Here is a 16249-nt window from a genome sequence, read left to right as displayed (position 1 = left end):
GTTCAGGATAGTTGATGTTTCAATCATCTTAGGCGCGGTTTGGTGATGTGTCAACAAAAATGTCCCCTCCGTCACGAATGAACCGGCGGCCCTTCGTGGTGCACAATGCGTTCATGACCATTGACGATCCCCGCCCGGTGTACTTCCTTTCGGACAGTACGGGCATCACCGCGGAAACGCTTGGGAACACCCTGCTCACGCAGTTTTCCGAGAACGACTTTGACCGGGTCACCGTCCCGTTCATCATGACGATCGAGCAGGCGCGGGCGGTGGTGAAGGTGATCGACGGACTGGCGGCGACCGGGCTGCGTCCGATTGTTTTCTCCACCGCCGTCACCACCGACATCCGCCAGACCCTCGCCCAGTGCAAGGGGATCGTGGTGGATCTGATCGGGCCGCACGTCGGCGTGCTGGAAAGTGCCCTGGGCACCCAGGCCAGCGGGGAGCCGGGCCGAGCACACGGTCTGGGCAACGCGGCGCGCTACCAGTCCCGGATGGCCGCCGTCGAGTACGCCATGGAGCACGACGACGGGCAAAGCCTGCGGGCGCTGGAAAAGGCCCAGGTGATCCTGGTGGCCCCCTCCCGCTGCGGCAAGACCCCCACCACCATGTACCTCGCACTGCAGCACGGCATCTTCGCCGCCAACTTTCCGCTCGTCGACGAGGACTTCGAGAAGGAGGGCCTGCCCCGGCCGCTGCGGCCTTTTATTTCGAAATGCTTCGGCCTGACCACCAACCCCCTGCGCCTGAGCCAGGTCCGTACCGAGCGCCGCCGCGGCTCACCCTACGCGTCGCTGCGGCAATGCGGGTTCGAACTGCGCAGTGCGGAGCGTTTATACGTATCGCACGGGATTCCGTACCTGAATTCGGCCAGCGTTTCGGTCGAGGAGATGGCTGCCACCATCCTGCAACAGATGCACCTCAAGCATTAGGGAAAAAATTCACAAGGCCGGCGGCCTGCCGCTCAAGTGGAAAAGAACGCACCCGACCTGTCACTGTAAAAGCACTGGTGCCCAACGGCCCGCGGCAACGCGGGAAGGCGGGCACCGCTGCGCGCAAGCACTCTGCAAAGGAGCAGTAATCATGACGACAGAAATCCTGTGGTTTTCGGAACTCGGGCTCAATGACCTGGACCGGGTAGGCGGCAAAAACGCTTCCCTCGGCGAGATGGTGCAGAATCTGACCTCCGCCGGTGTCCAGGTCCCGGATGGCTTCGCCACCACGGCCGACGCGTACCGCAACTTCCTGGCCGATTCCGGACTGGACCAGACCATCGTGGACCGGCTTGCCGGCCTCGACACCGATGACGTCACGGCCCTGGCAGCAGCCGGCCAGGAGATCCGGACCCTGATCCGTGACACGCCCTTCCGGCCCGACTTCGAAGCGCAGATCCGCGCGGCGTACCAGCAACTGGTCGACAAGCACGGCGGCACCGAGGACCTCTCCTGGGCCGTGCGCTCCAGCGCCACCGCCGAAGACCTGCCCGACGCCTCCTTCGCCGGGCAACAGGAGACCTTCCTCAATGTCCGCGGCATCGAGAACATCCTGATGGCCATCAAGGACGTGTTCGCCTCGCTCTACAACGACCGGGCCATCGCGTACCGGGTGCACCACAAGTTCGAACACGCGGAGGTGGCACTGTCCGCCGGCATCCAGCGCATGGTCCGCTCCGACGTCGGCGCCTCCGGCGTGATGTTCACGATGGACACCGAATCCGGGTTCCACAACGCCGTCTTCGTGACCTCCTCCTACGGCCTCGGCGAGGCCGTGGTGCAGGGCGCCGTCAACCCGGACGAGTTCTACGTCTACAAGCCGGCACTCGAGGCGGGCCGTCCCGCCATCCTCAAGCGCGGACTCGGTGAGAAGGCGCTGCAGATGACCTACACGGAGAACCGGGAAATCGGCCGCACCATCGACTTCGTTCCGGTGGAGGCTGCCCTGCGGAACCGTTTCAGCCTGACGGACGACGACGTCGAGCAGCTCGCCCGGCACGCCGTCGCCATCGAAAACCATTACGGCCGTCCGATGGACATCGAGTGGGGCAAGGACGGGATCGACGGCAAGCTGTACATCCTGCAGGCCCGGCCCGAGACGGTGCAGTCCCGCCGGACCTCCGGCAGCCTGAGCCGGTTCCGCCTGAACGGTTCCGGCCCGGTGCTCGTCGAGGGCCGCGCGATCGGCCAGCGGATCGGCGCCGGCAGCGTCCGCGTCCTGAGTTCGATCGACCAGATGGCCGCCTTCAAGACCGGGGACGTCCTGGTCGCGGACATGACCGACCCGGACTGGGAACCGATCATGAAGCGGGCCTCCGCCATTGTGACCAACCGGGGCGGCCGCACCTGCCACGCGGCCATCATCGCCCGCGAACTGGGCATCCCGGCCGTGGTCGGTACCGGCAACGCCACCGATGTCCTCAGCGACGGACTCGAGGTGACCGTTTCCTGCGCCGACGGGGAAACCGGGTACATCTACGAGGGAATCCTGGACTTCAACGTCGAAGAAACCGAGATCACCCAGCTGCCCGAGGCGCCGGTCAAGGTCATGATGAACGTCGGCACGCCCGAGCAGGCCTTCACGTTCGCCCAGCTGCCCAACCACGGCGTGGGCCTCGCCCGGCTGGAATTCATCATCAACCGCCAGATCGGCATCCACCCCAAGGCGCTGCTGAACCTGGACGAGCAGCCGGCCGAGGTGGCCGCGGAAATCCGCGAGCGGATTGCCGCGTACCAGAGCCCCCGGGACTTTTACGTCAAGCGCCTGGCCGAAGGCGTGGCCACGATCGCCGCCGCGTTCGCGCCGGAGCCGGTGATTGTCCGGATGTCCGACTTCAAGTCCAACGAGTACGCCAACCTGCTCGGCGGACCCGCCTACGAGCCGCACGAAGAGAACCCGATGCTCGGCTTCCGCGGCGCCTCCCGCTACCTGGAGCCCTCGTTCCGGGACTGCTTCGACCTCGAGTGCGAGGCGATGTCCTTCGTCCGCAACGAGATGGGCCTGACCAACGTCAAACTCATGATCCCGTTCGTGCGCACCGTCGGGGAGGGCCGGGGCGTCATCGACCTGCTCGCCGAAAACGGGCTGCGCCGGGGCGAGAACGGGCTCGAGGTTGTCATGATGTGCGAGCTGCCCTCCAACGCCCTCCTGGCCGACGAATTCCTGGACCACTTCGACGGGTTCTCCATCGGCTCCAACGACATGACCCAGCTGACCCTCGGCCTGGACCGCGACTCCGCGGTCGTCGCCGCCGGCTTCGACGAACGCGACCCCGCGGTCAAAAAGCTCCTGAGCATGGCGATCAAGGCCTGCAAGGCGCGCGGCAAGTACGTCGGCATCTGCGGCCAGGGTCCCAGCGACCACCCCGACTTCGCCGAATGGCTGGTCGGCGAAGGCATCGATTCGGTGTCCCTGAACCCGGACACCGTCGTGGACACCTGGCTCCGCCTGGCGGGCGGACCGGCCAAAGCACCGGAGGCCATGACCCTTAGCTGACAGGCACCCCGCAGCGCCGCGGGGCAGGGTCCGTTCCTGCCCCGCGGCGCGGGTTCTCACACCGGCGCGGGACCCCGGTACCCCAGCGCGGCGCTGGCCTTCCGGCCGGCCGCCGCGACCAGCGGCCCGAGCCGCGGCACGTCGGCACTGCCCACCCGCTGGATGGGAAAACCCACCCCCAGGGCCGCGGCAAGTTCACCGTCATACCGGAACACGGGCGCGCTGATCGATCCTACGTCGCTGTTGCGTTCACCGAAGGCCGCGAAATAGCCTTGCCGGCGGGCCTCTTCGGCCTGCTCGTCGAGCTGGGCCCAGCTGACCGGGGTGGCGGGTGTAAACCGGGTGAGATCGGAGCCGCGCAGCGCTTCCCGGGCGCCGGGGTCGAAGGTCAGAAAAATTTTGCCGGGCGCCCCCGCATGGATGGGCATGACCTGGCCCACCACGAACGGCCGCATGACCACGTGCCGGGTTTCGGCGACCGCCACCACGGTGCGGTGTGCGCCGTCCCGCAGGTACAGGCACGCCGTTTCCCCGGTGGCGTCGCGGAGTTCCTGCAGCACGGGCCGGACCAGCCGGACCAGGTCCAGCCCGAGCGTGCCGGGCGCCGCCCACTGGACCATCCGCATGCCGATCCGGTAGCGGTCCCCGTCGCGGTCCAGGAAGCCTTCGTGCACCATGTTCTGGACCAAACGCTGGCACGTGCTGGCCGGCAAGCCCGTGGTGCGGGCGATCTGCTGCAGGGTAGGCTCCGGGTCGTCGATGGAGAAACAGTCCAGGATGTCACTGACCTTGCGCAGCACCAGCACGGGGGTCCTCCCGGCGCCCTGGTCCTTCACCGTTCTCTTGCCGTCTGCCACCTGCCGTGCCCTTCTTCCCGTGGTCCGGTTCCCGCCTCCCGGCGCGGTGGGGTGCCGGGGCAATAAACCGTTGACACATCCAGAGTAGGTCCGCACTATGGGTTGTGAAACCACAATGTGGGTTCTCCGGACACTGTCCCAGGGGTGCCGGGAGCGACCCGCCGCCCTCCGGCCCCTGGCGGCCAATCCCACCGGGGTGCCGTGCCCCAACTGGTCGGAACAACGGAGTGAACATGAACGTTCAGGAAGTGACCCGGGCGCAGGCAGTACGGCGCGCCACCATGGCAAGCGTGGTCGGGACCACCATCGAGTGGTACGACTTTTTCCTTTACGGTACGGCGGCGGCCCTGGTGTTTCCGCAGCTGTTCTTCCCCGGACAAAACGCCTTCGCCGGCGTCCTGGCGGCCTTCGCCACCCAGTTCGTCGGCTTCGTGGCCCGCCCCGTCGGCGCGGCCATCTTCGGGCACTTTGGCGACCGGATCGGCCGCAAGACGACGCTGATGGCGACGTTGTTCCTGATGGCCTTCGGCACGGTCCTGATCGGCCTGCTGCCGACCTATCAAAGCATCGGCATCGCCGCGCCTATCCTCCTGGTGGTGCTGCGCATCATCCAGGGCATCGGCGTCGGCGGCGAATGGGGCGGCTCGGTCCTGCTGAGCATGGAGTGGGGCCACGTCGAGCGGCGCGGCCTGTCCGCGAGCTGGCCGCAGATGGGCGTGCCGATCGGGCTTGTCCTCTCCACCGGCGTCGTCCGGATCACCTCCGGCATGACGGGCACCGAAGGCTTCGTCGCCTACGGCTGGCGGATCCCGTTCATCATCAGCATCCTGCTGGTCGGCGTCGGCCTCTTCGTCCGGCTGCGGGTGATCGAAAGCCCCGAGTTCGAGGCGGTCCGGCTGGCGGACCGGGTGGTGAAGAACCCCCTGGTCGAGGTCTTCAAGCGCCAGCCCAAGGAGGTCCTGCTGACCGCCCTGGTCCGGACGTCGGAACAGGCGCCGTTCTACCTCTTCATCACCTTCGTCCTTACCTACACGGTCAAGCAGCTCAAACTCAACAGCAATGCAATCCTGGACGACACCCTGATTGCCGCTTCCCTGGGCCTGATCAGCATCCCGGTGTTTGGCCGGCTCTCGGACAAGTTCGGCAGGCGGCGGGTGTACGGGATCGGCATTGTGCTGACCGCGGCATTCGCCTTCCCCTACTTCGGCCTGCTCAACACCCGCGACGGGCTGCTGGTGGGAATCGCGGTGGTCCTCAGCCTGATGCTCCACGACATCCAGTACGGCCCGCAGGCCGCCCTGATTGCCGAGAGTTTCGACGCCGATATCCGTTACACCGGCGCAGGCATGGGCTACCAGCTCGCCAGCGTGGTGGCCGGTGGCCCCGCGCCGCTGATCGCTGCGGCCCTGCTGCAGGCGACCTCCGACTCGACGTCCATCTCCATTTACATCATCATCTGCTGCGCCATCAGCATGCTCGCGCTGGTGCTGCTGCCGAAACGCTCGACCGTTCCGGTCCATGCGCCGGAAACAGCGACCGGCGTGGTATGAGCCAGCACGGCACAGAGCCGGCGGATCCCGCGCTCGGCGACCTGCTGGTGCTGGACCTGTCCCGGATCCTTTCCGGTCCCTTCGCCACCATGACGCTCGCGGATCTCGGCGCCGACGTCATCAAGGTCGAACAACCCGGCACCGGCGATGACACCCGGCAGTGGGGGCCGCCGTTCCAGGGCGGCGAGGCCGCGTACTTCCTGGCAGTGAACCGGAACAAGCGCAGCCTTGCCGTCGACCTAAAAACGGCGGAGGGCCGGCACGTCGTCCAGCAACTGGCGCGCCGGGCCGACGTCGTGGTCGAAAACTTCCGGCCGGGAACCGCGGAGCGGCTTGGGCTGGGTTATGCGGAGCTGGCCGCGGCAAATCCGGGCCTCGTGTATGCCTCCATCAGCGGCTACGGCCAGACTGGCCCCGAGGCGTCCGGCGCCGGCTACGACGCGATCGCCCAGGCCCGTTCGGGGATCATGAGCGTCACCGGCGAAGCGGACGGACCTCCCGTCCGGGTCGGCGTCAGCAGCGCCGACCTCGTCGCCGGCCTGTGGGCCACCATCGGCATCCTCGCTGCCCTGCACGAAAAGCAACGGACCGGTGCGGGCCAGTGGGTCGACATCAGTCTGCTGGATGGCTCGGTGTCGTTGCTGACCTACGTCTCGAGCGGCTACTTCGCCAGCGGTGAGATCCCCAAACGGTACGGCTCCGCGCATCCCACCATCGCCCCCTACCAGGTGTTCCCCACGGCGGACGGATTCGTGATGGTCGCCGTCGGGAATGACAGCCTCTGGCGCCGGTACGCCGCCGCCATCGGCCGGCAGGACCTGGCCGACGACGAGCGCTTTGCCGGCAACCCCTCCCGGGTAGCGCTGCGGGAGACGCTGATTCCGCTGCTCGAGGGCATCATGCGGACCCGCAGCACAGGCGAGTGGGTGGCGGCGCTGGATGCAGCCGGCGTCCCGGCGGGACCGATCCAGACCGTCGACCAGGCCGTACAGGACCCCCAGGTCCTCGCCCGGAACATGGTCGCCGACCTCGTCCACCCCAGTGCCGGCCCGATGAAGGTTGTCGGCTGTCCCGTCCGGCTCACCAGGACTCCGCCGTCGGTCCGGACGGCGCCGCCAACGCTCGGCCAGGAAACGGATCAAATCCTCGCCGAACTGGGCTACGGCGCCGACCGGATCGAGGCGCTGCGTTCCAGCGGAGCCGTTGCGTGACGCCCGGCGACGCAGCCCACCATGGACGTTAGCCGCCTCGCTTCCGACGCCGGCGTGGCCGTCCTGACGGTGGGGACCGGCGAGCGGTTCAATGCCCTCAACTCCGCGCAATGGCAGGCACTGGAAGCCACGGCCCGGGACCTGGCCGCCGGTCCCTCCGTGCGTGCCGTCATTATCCGCGGCCGCGGCAGCACCTTCTGCTCCGGCTCAGACCTGCGCGAATGGCAGGGCGCCACCGGCGCGGACGTCAGCGCCGGGTTCGCCGCGATCGAGGCTGGCCTCCAGGCGGTGGAGGCCGTCCCCGTCCCCACCGTCGCCCTGGTGCAGGGCGTGGCCACCGGCGCGGGCTGCCAGCTGGCACTGGCCTGCGACCTGCAGATCCTGGAGTCGAGCGCGAAAATCGGCATGCCCATCGCCCGCCTCGGCATGCTCATTCCACCCACGTTCGCCAACCGGTTATCCGCACGGATCGGCCCGTCCCGGACCAAGGACCTGCTGTACGGCGGGAGGCTGCTTGCCGGACCGGAGGCCGAGGCTTTGGGTCTGGTAACCACGGTGGTTCCGGACGGCACCGGCGACGCCGAAGTGGCCCGGCTGGCCGAGCTGTGGGGCCACATGTCACAGGCTTCGCTGCGGGCGTCCAAGGCCGCCGTGAACCAGGGCTTGGCTCCCGTCGATGCCCCCGCGCGGGCGCTCCCGCAGGGCGCCGCGGCCGATCCCGACGAGTTCTTCCGCCGGGTGGACCAGTTCCTGCGGCACAAGCCGGGCTAGCCTCGGGCGCCGGTTACCGCTTCGGGCCGAAGAGGGCCACCACGGCTAGAATCGAGGGACCGCCCGCAGCCATCCCGGCCGCCGGGCCCCCCGCGTCCGCTGCCCGGCGAAAGGAGTCCCCCGTGCGCCCAGCGCCTGCCCGGATTCCTTTCCATGCACTGCGTTCGGCCCTGGTCGCGGCGACCATCCTGACCCTTGCCGCAACGGCGCACGTCATAGCCGGCGGGGAACTCCCGCCACCCGGTGTCCTGCTCGCGTTCCTGGCCTTCACCGGGCTGGTTTCCACCACTGCCACCCGGCTGCGGCTGCGCCTTCCGGCGATGACGGCACTGCTCGGAACCGGCCAGATGGTGCTGCACGAGGCCTTCACCGCTTTCAGCGTGACCGGGGCTCCCGGCGGCAACGCCGGGGCGGCCGTGCAGGCGCACCACGCCGCGCTCCCGCCCCCGGTCTCCGCCCATGAGCTCCACCTCCGGCTGCACGAACTCGATTCCGGCGTGGCCGTGGGAATGCTAGCCGGCCACACCCTGGCGACGCTGGCCTGCGCCCTGCTCCTGGCCAAGGGTGAAGAGGCCCTGTGGACGCTCGCTGCCTGGCTCCGGCCGCTGGCACAGCTCCCGGCCGCGGCGCGGCCATCCCCGGCCGTCCGCCCGGTCCTGTCCGCGCCCTCCCGGCCCGCAGCCCCGCTGCCCTGGCGCAACCTCAGGCGCGATTGCCACCGCGGGCCGCCCGCCGCCGTCGTCTGCTCCTAATTTTCCGGGCCGTGGCCAGCCCCGCACCACCGGGGCCCGCCGCGCCTCCCCCACCTTTGCGCGCCGCCGTGCCGCGCGCACGCCCGAAAGGCCTTAACCATGCCCGCCATCAAGCACCACCCCGTCCTTCGCCGCGCCATCTCCGCCACCGCAGCGGCCGCCGGCACCGCCGCCCTGCTGCTTGCAGGCATCAGCGCCGCTTCCGCCCACGTCGGCGTCGCACCGGACAACACCGCCGCCAATTCCTCCGCCCTGCTGAGCTTCGCCATTCCGCACGGCTGCGAGGAATCCGCCACCACCAGGGTCACCATCACGCTGCCGTCCGAGCTGAACGACGCCCAGCCCACCGTGAACGCGAACTGGACGGCCGCCAAGGTCACGGAGCAGCTCCCGGAACCGAAGAAACTCGCTGACGGCTCGGCGATCACCAAGCGGACCAGCCAGATCGTCTACACCGCCAAGGCGCCGCTCAGCCCCGAGCTCCGGGACGTCCTGGTGCTGTCGGTGAAGCTCCCGGACGCCGCGGGCAAGACCCTGTACTTCCCGACCCTGCAGAGCTGCGAGCAGGGGCAGACCGATTGGTCGCAGCTCCCGGCGGACGGGCAGGATGCGCACGCGCTGAAGTCGCCGGCACCGTCCCTGACGGTCACCGCGGCGGCTGCCGCCGCCGACCACGGCGACCACGCGGTGTCCGGCGCCGCGTCCGCCGCCGCGCCGGCCTCCGCGGACGACGGCGGCCAGGCGCGCAGCTGGGCGGCCCTTGTTGCCGGCGTCGGCGGCCTGGTCCTGGGCGGCCTCGCGCTGCTCCGGAGCCGCAGGCCAGCTCCTTCGAAGTAGCCGACGGTTGATGCCCGGAAATTACAATCCGGGCATCAATCCGGCTCCGCCGTCGTGGCGTCGTTGACTAAGCCAGCCGCGAAACATGAAAGTTGAGCCATGAGGCCTCAGCAGATGAAACACAGGTTGGTAATTACTACGGTGACGGCGGCGGCCGCGGCTGCGCTGCTGCTCAGCGGCTGCGGCCCAAGCCAGGGCGCCGCGAATGCCCCGTCATCCACGCCGCCGTCGGCCGCTGCTACCGCGTCCGGGTCCGCGAGCCCCTCCCAGACGGCCTCCGCCGGCGCCTCGTCCACCCCCGCTTCGGCTCCCGCGGCCGGCCCTTCCGCCGGCCCTTCGCGGTGCGAGGCCGCCAACCTCACCGCGTCGCTTGACTCGACGGGCGGCGGAGCGGCCGGCAGCGTCTACATGCAACTGATCCTGACGAACTCCGGCTCCGAACCGTGCCTGCTGAAGGGCTTCGCCGGGGTGTCCCTCACCACCGGTGCCACCGGTGATCCGATCGGCGCTCCTGCGACGCGCGACGATTCCACCCCGGTTTCCGATGTGCTGCTTGCCCCGGGCAAGGCCGGAACTGCAACCCTGCGTTACACGCAGGCAGGCAACTACCAGGGCTGCACCCGCACCCCGGCCGCGGGCTTCCGCATCTACCCGCCGGACGACAGGGCGTCGCTGTTCATCGCCGACACCAAGGATGCCTGCACGGAGCCGGGCATCAACCTGCTGACCATCGGGGCATTCAAGGCGGCCTAGCTGTACGCCTGGCTGTGCGCCCAGCCCCGGCCCTCGGCGCCGCCGGATACTGTCAGTGCCGTAGGGCATGATGGAGGAATGAAGGGGCAGGAGCACGCCGGCGGAGCACTCGCGGCCGGGGCCATGGACCGGTTCAGCCGTCCGACCCGGGAATGGTTCCTGGGTGCCTTCTCCACGCCTACCCCGGCGCAGGACGGCGCCTGGCAGGCCATTTCCTCCGGCTCGCATGCCCTCGTCGTTGCTCCCACCGGCTCCGGCAAGACCCTGGCCGCCTTCCTGTGGGCCCTCGACCGGCTCCTGGCCCTGACGCCCGGGGACCCCGAGGAACTGCCGGGCCTGCCGGCCGTGGCAACCGGCACCCGGAACGGCCGGCGGAAGGGCCCGAAGCGGAAAACCCGGGTGCTGTACATCTCCCCGCTGAAGGCGCTGGGCGTCGACGTCGAACGCAACCTCCGCGCTCCGCTGATCGGCATCACCCAGACCGCCAAACGGCTCGGGCTGCCCGCCCCGCTGATCAACGTGGGCGTCCGCTCCGGGGACACCCCGGCCTCGGAGCGCCGCTCGCTGCTGAGCCACCCGCCGGACATCCTGATCACCACCCCGGAGTCACTGTTCCTGATGCTCACCTCGAAGGCGCGGGAGACCCTGGACGAGGTGGACACCATCATCATTGATGAGGTCCACGCCGTCGCCGGCACCAAGCGCGGCGCGCACCTCGCGGTCTCGCTGGAACGCCTCGATGCGCTGCTGCCCAAACCAGCCCAGCGGATCGGGCTGTCAGCCACCGTCGAGCCGAAGGAACTCGTGGCGCAGTTCCTGGCCGGCTCCGCGCCGGTGGAGATCGTGGCGCCGCCGTCCAAGAAGACCTGGGACCTGACGGTTTCCGTCCCGGTCGAGGACATGTCCGATCTGCAGGGCGCGGCCGGAGCCTTCGACTCGGGACCGGCGTCGGGCCTGCAGCCGCACGCGTCGATCTGGCCGCACGTCGAGGAGAAGATCGTCGACCTGGTGCTGGCCAACCAGTCCACCATCGTGTTCGCGAACTCCCGCCGGCTCGCCGAACGGCTCACCGCGCGGCTCAACGAGATTTACGCCGAACGCCAGCTGGTAGCTGCAGGCGGCGGCTGGGAGGAATCGGCTGCCGCGCCGGCTAGGGCGGCCGGTCCTCCGGCGTCAACCTCCACGCCCGCGCACATGATGGCCCAGGCCGGAAGCACCGCCGGCGCCGACCCGGTGCTGGCCCGGGCGCACCACGGCTCCGTCTCCAAGGACCAGCGCGCCATGATCGAAGACGACCTGAAATCCGGGCGGCTGCGCTGCGTGGTCGCCACGTCCTCGCTGGAGCTGGGCATCGACATGGGTGCCGTGGACCTGGTGGTGCAGGTCGAGTCGCCCCCCTCGGTGGCCAGCGGGCTGCAACGGGTGGGCCGCGCGGGCCACCAGGTCGGCGAGATCTCCCAGGGCGTGCTCTTCCCCAAACACCGGGCGGACCTTGTCCACACGGCCATCACCGTCGAGCGCATGCTGGACGGCAAGATCGAGCGGCTCTACGTCCCGGCCAACCCGCTGGACATCCTTGCCCAGCAGACCGTCGCCGCGACCGCGCTCGAGGCGATCGACGTCGAGGAATGGTTCGCCACCGTCCGCCGCTCCGCGCCCTTTGCCTCACTCCCCCGCTCCGCGTTCGAGGCCACTCTGGACCTGCTGGCCGGGCGCTACCCCTCCGACGAATTCGCCGAACTGCGGCCACGGATCGTCTGGGACCGCAACGCCGGCACCATCGAGGGGCGCCCCGGCGCGCAGCGGCTGGCCGTCATCTCCGGCGGCACCATCCCGGACCGCGGCATGTTCGGCGTCTTCATTATCGGTACCGAGGTGGAGGGCGCGGGCAGCGGCGGCTCCGGTGAGGCTTCATCCGGTGCCAAGTCCACGGCCAAGGGCGGCCGCCGGGTGGGTGAGCTCGACGAGGAGATGGTGTACGAATCCCGGGTCGGGGACATCTTCGCCCTCGGCGCGACCAGCTGGAAGATCGAGGACATCACCCACGACCGGGTCCTGGTCTCCCCGGCATTCGGCCAGCCCGGCAAGCTGCCGTTCTGGAAAGGCGACTCGCTGGGCCGTCCGGTGGACCTGGGCCGCGCCCTCGGTGCCTTCATGCGCGAACTCTCGGCCTCCGACGTCGGCCCCGCCACCGAACGCTGCAAGGCCACCGGCCTGGACGACTTCGCCGCCAACAACCTGATCCAGTACCTGGCCGAGCAAAAGCTCGCCACCGAGGTGGTACCCAGCGACACCACGCTCGTGGTGGAACGGTTCCATGACGAGCTCGGTGACTGGCGGGTGGTGCTGCACAGCCCCTTCGGCATGCCGGTGCACGCGCCCTGGGCGCTGGCCGTCGGGCAGCGGCTGCAGCAGCGCTACGGACTGGACGGCTCCGCGATGGCCGCCGACGACGGCATCGTACTGCGGGTGCCGATGATGGAGGATGAGCCGCCGGGCGCGGACCTGTTCCTGTTCGAGCCCGGGGAACTGGAACAGATCGTGACCGCGGAAGTCGGCGGCAGCGCACTATTCGCCTCGCGCTTCCGGGAATGCGCGGCGCGGGCACTGCTCCTGCCCCGGCAGACACCGGGAAAACGGCAGCCACTCTGGCAGCAGCGCCAGCGCTCGGCCCAACTGCTGGACGTCGCCCGGAAATACCCTGCCTTCCCGATCGTGCTCGAAACGGTGCGCGAGTGCCTGCAGGACGTCTACGACCTGCCCGCCCTGAAGGACATCGCCGCCGCCATTGAACGGCGCGAACTGCGGATCCTGGAGACCACCACGCAACAGCCCTCGCCGTTCGCCAAGTCCCTGCTGTTCGGCTACGTGGCCCAGTTCCTCTACGAGGGCGATTCGCCGCTGGCCGAGCGTAGGGCCGCAGCGCTGGCCCTGGATTCAACCCTGCTCAACGAGTTGCTGGGCCGGGTGGAGTTGCGCGAACTGCTTGATGCGAAGGTCATCGAAGCCACCGAACTGGAACTGCAACGCCTGGCGCCGGACCGGAAGATGCGTGGCCTGGAAGGCGTGGCGGACCTGCTGCGTCTGCTCGGTCCGCTCAGCCCGGACGAAGTCGCGGCCCGGCTGGCGGCCGAGGAGGGGGCGCCCGGGGCCCCTGACGCCGCGGCCCATCTGGCAGTGCTGCAGCGCGCCAACCGCGCGATCAAGGTCAACATCGGCGGCGTCGAACGGTATGCGGCGGTGGAGGACGCCGCCAGGCTGCGAGACGCCCTCGGTGTACCGCTGCCCATGGGCGTGCCGCTGGCGTTTATCGAACCCGTCGCGGACCCCCTCGGCGACCTGGTCTCGCGCTACGCCCGCACCCACGGCCCGTTCACCGCTGCCGAGGGCGCCGCCCGGCTGGGACTCGGCGTCGCCGTCGTCGGCACCGCGCTGAAGCGGCTGGCCGCGGACGGCCGCGTCGTCGAGGGCGAGTTCCGGCCGCACGGTCCCGCGCCGGACGGTTCGGCGGGCAGCGCCGGGACCGAACCCGGGGTCCCGGCGGCCCCGGCGGCCCCGCCCGCGACGCCGGCCCCGGCCCTGGTCCCGGCGTCAATGAGCGAATGGTGCGACGCCGAGGTGCTCCGAAAGCTCCGCCGCCGATCCCTTGCCGCGCTCCGCGCCGAAGTCGAACCCGTCGACGGCTCCGCCTACGGCCGCTTCCTGCCAGCCTGGCAAAATGTGCGCACACCAGGCAGCCGCGGGCAGTCCGCGCTGCGCGGCCTGGACGGCATCGTCACCGCCGTTGACCAGCTCTCCGGCGTGCCGATCCCGGCTTCCGCCTGGGAACCGCTGGTGCTGGCCAGCCGGGTGTCCAACTACCAGCCGGCCATGCTCGACGAACTCATGGCCGCCGGAGAGATCCTCTGGTCCGGAGCCGGCTCGCTGCCCGGCAACGACGGCTGGATCAGCCTGCATCTGGCCAACTCCGCCGAGCTCACCTTGAACCCCGCCCCGGATTTTGAACCCGGCGACGCGCAGCAGCGGCTCCTGGACCACCTGCAGAACAACGGCGGTGGCTACTTCTTCCGGCAACTCACGGAGGTCGCCGGGGGCATGGACACTGTGCTCAGCGACCAGGAGGTGGTGTCCGCGCTGTGGGACCTGGCCTGGGCCGGCCGGATCACCGGCGACACCTTCGCCCCGGTCCGTTCCCTGATCGCCGGCGGCCACACGGCGCACCGGCAGGTAGGGCGGGCGCCGCGGGCCCGCGCACCGCGGCTCAGCCGGCTGGGCCGGGCCCACGGCACCGGCCCGCTCGGCTCCGCCGGGCTCGGCGGCGGCCGCTACGGCTCCGCTTCCGGCGCCGCCGCCACCCCGCCGCTGGCTGCCGGGCGCTGGTCGGCGCTGCCGGCGCCCGAACTCGACGCCACAATCCACGCCCGCGCCACCGCCGAGCTCCTGCTGGACCGCTACGGCGTGATCACCCGCGGCTCGGTCATGGCCGAAAACATCCTGGGCGGCTTCGGCCTGATGTACAAGGTGCTGGCCCGGCTTGAGGAAGCCGGCCGCTGCCGCCGCGGCTACTTCATCGAACACCTCGGCGCCGCCCAGTTCGCGGTCCCGGCCACCGTGGACCGGCTGCGGTCCTACGTCGAGGACGCCCAGCTCGCTACGGCCGAGCCCGCGGCGCTGGCCCTCGCCGCCACCGATCCCGCGAACCCATACGGCGCCGCCCTGCCGTGGCCGGCACTTGATCAGGACGCCGGCACCGGCCACCGGCCGGGACGAAAGGCCGGGGCGCTGGTGGTGCTGGTCGACGGCGCCCTGGTCCTCTACGTCGAACGCGGCGGCAAGACGCTGCTTACCTTCAGCACAGACACCGCCGTCCTGGCCGCCGCCGGAAGCGCGCTCGTGGGTGTGGTGACCCGGGGCGCCGTCGACAAGCTGATCATGGAAAAGGTCAACGGGCACGCCATCCTGGACACGCCCGTGGCCGCGGCGCTGGCCCAGGCCGGCGCCTACTCCACCCCGAAAGGACTGAGGATCCGTGCCTGAGGGCGACTCGGTCTTCCGCGCCGCAGCCCAGCTGCACGCCGCCCTGGCCGGCAAGGAACTGACGGCTTCGGACTTCAGGGTGCCCCGCTTCGCCACCCTCAAGCTCGCCGGCTGGACTGTCAGGGAAGTGGTTCCCCGCGGCAAGCACCTGCTGATGCGCGTCGCAGGGCCCACGCCGAAAGACCGGCTGACCATCCACTCGCACCTGAAGATGGAAGGCAGCTGGCAGATCTATCCTCCCGGCGGCCGCTGGCGCAGGCCTGGTTTCACCGCTCGCTGCGTGCTCCGCACCGCCTCCGCCGACGCTGTCGGATTCTCCCTCGGCCTGCTGGAGGTCATCCCCACCGCCGAAGAGGCATCCGTCGTCGGGCACCTCGGTCCGGACCTGCTCGGGCCGGACTGGGACATGGCCGAGGCGGAGCGGAGGCTCTTCGCGGCACCCGAGGCCGCCATCGGCGTCGCCCTCCTGGACCAGCGCAACCTGGCCGGGATCGGCAACATCTATCGCTGCGAAGCGTGCTTCCTCTCCGGCGTCCATCCCGCGTCGCCGGTGTCCGCCGTCCCTGATCTTTCGGCGATGCTGACCGACGCGAAAGTCCTGCTGACCGCCAACCTGGGCGCCGGACGCCGGACCACCGTGCTGAACGCCAGCGGCGTCCCGGTGGGCCGGAGCGCAGGCAGACCCGGCTATTGGGTGTACCGGCGCGAACACCAGCCCTGCCTCAAATGCGGCACGCCGATCCGGCGCGGGGTTCTGGGCAAGGAAGGCGGCGCCGAAGAGCGCGACATCTACTTTTGCCCGCGGTGCCAGCCGCCGCCCGGTGCGACGCCGCAGGGTACTACGCCGCCCGGTGCGACGCCGCAGACCTGACCGGCCCGCGCGCTGCTGGCAGGCGGCCGGTCCCCCGTTCCGGCCGAGGACGACGGCCGGTTCCGCCTGCGGAATTTACGACGCCGGCGCGGACGTACCGGCCACATCCGCTTCCGTTGCG

The 16249-nt window shown here is 69.9% G+C and carries 11 protein-coding genes; 10 read left to right on the top strand and 1 reads right to left on the bottom strand.

What is annotated here, in order from left to right:
- The first annotated feature begins 113 nt into the window (after positions 1-113).
- Together AC3ANP_RS07575 and ppsA are read left to right on the top strand one after the other, a co-directional pair.
- Entirely contained in the window at positions 114-932 is an 819-nt protein-coding gene (locus AC3ANP_RS07575; RefSeq protein WP_488332705.1) for a pyruvate, water dikinase regulatory protein, read from the top strand.
- Positions 933-1083: 151 nt separating this feature from the next.
- Complete coding sequence (gene ppsA / locus AC3ANP_RS07570) at positions 1084-3489, top strand: phosphoenolpyruvate synthase (RefSeq protein ID WP_488332704.1); 2406 nt, start codon at positions 1084-1086, stop codon at positions 3487-3489.
- A 56-nt stretch (positions 3490-3545) separates the two neighbouring features.
- On the opposite strand, the gene AC3ANP_RS07565 is transcribed toward ppsA, so the two are convergent.
- Positions 3546-4346 (bottom strand): IclR family transcriptional regulator, encoded by an 801-nt coding sequence (locus AC3ANP_RS07565; protein ID WP_488332703.1) that lies wholly within the window; start codon positions 4344-4346, stop codon positions 3546-3548.
- 233 nt (positions 4347-4579) lie between these two features.
- On the opposite strand from AC3ANP_RS07565, the gene AC3ANP_RS07560 reads away from it, so the two are divergent.
- The 8 genes from AC3ANP_RS07560 (at position 4580) to AC3ANP_RS07525 (ending at position 16128) form a co-directional block, all read left to right on the top strand.
- On the top strand, positions 4580-5896 hold the full coding sequence (locus AC3ANP_RS07560) for an MFS transporter (RefSeq protein ID WP_488332702.1): 1317 nt from the start codon (positions 4580-4582) through the stop codon (positions 5894-5896).
- Positions 5893-7107: a CaiB/BaiF CoA transferase family protein gene (locus AC3ANP_RS07555; RefSeq protein ID WP_488332701.1), complete on the top strand. Its 1215-nt coding sequence runs from the start codon at positions 5893-5895 to the stop codon at positions 7105-7107. The genes AC3ANP_RS07560 and AC3ANP_RS07555 overlap by 4 nt, the downstream gene beginning before the upstream one ends.
- 21 nt (positions 7108-7128) lie before the next feature.
- On the top strand, positions 7129-7878 hold the full coding sequence (locus tag AC3ANP_RS07550) for an enoyl-CoA hydratase/isomerase family protein (RefSeq protein WP_488332700.1): 750 nt from the start codon (positions 7129-7131) through the stop codon (positions 7876-7878).
- Between the two features lie 122 nt (positions 7879-8000).
- The gene (locus AC3ANP_RS07545) at positions 8001-8630 is read left to right on the top strand and encodes a hypothetical protein (protein ID WP_488332699.1); all 630 of its coding nucleotides are present in this window, start codon (positions 8001-8003) and stop codon (positions 8628-8630) included.
- 99 nt (positions 8631-8729) lie between these two features.
- Positions 8730-9467, top strand: a complete 738-nt coding sequence (locus AC3ANP_RS07540) for a YcnI family copper-binding membrane protein (protein ID WP_488332698.1) — start codon at positions 8730-8732, stop codon at positions 9465-9467.
- 99 nt (positions 9468-9566) lie between these two features.
- Positions 9567-10220 carry a DUF4232 domain-containing protein gene (locus AC3ANP_RS07535; RefSeq protein ID WP_488332697.1) on the top strand — a complete coding sequence of 218 codons (654 nt, stop codon included), beginning with the start codon at positions 9567-9569 and terminating at the stop codon, positions 10218-10220.
- Positions 10221-10298: 78 nt separating this feature from the next.
- Positions 10299-15257, top strand: a complete 4959-nt coding sequence (locus AC3ANP_RS07530; protein WP_488332696.1) for an ATP-dependent helicase — start codon at positions 10299-10301, stop codon at positions 15255-15257.
- Positions 15250-16128, top strand: a complete 879-nt coding sequence (locus AC3ANP_RS07525) for an Fpg/Nei family DNA glycosylase (RefSeq protein WP_488332695.1) — start codon at positions 15250-15252, stop codon at positions 16126-16128. The genes AC3ANP_RS07530 and AC3ANP_RS07525 overlap by 8 nt, the downstream gene beginning before the upstream one ends.
- Positions 16129-16249: the final 121 nt, after the last annotated feature.

It is taken from the genome of Arthrobacter sp. JB02-1C (assembly GCF_057748045.1).
The sequence above is the reverse complement of the archived record's forward strand: the minus strand, read 5'-3'. Positions and strand labels throughout refer to the sequence as shown.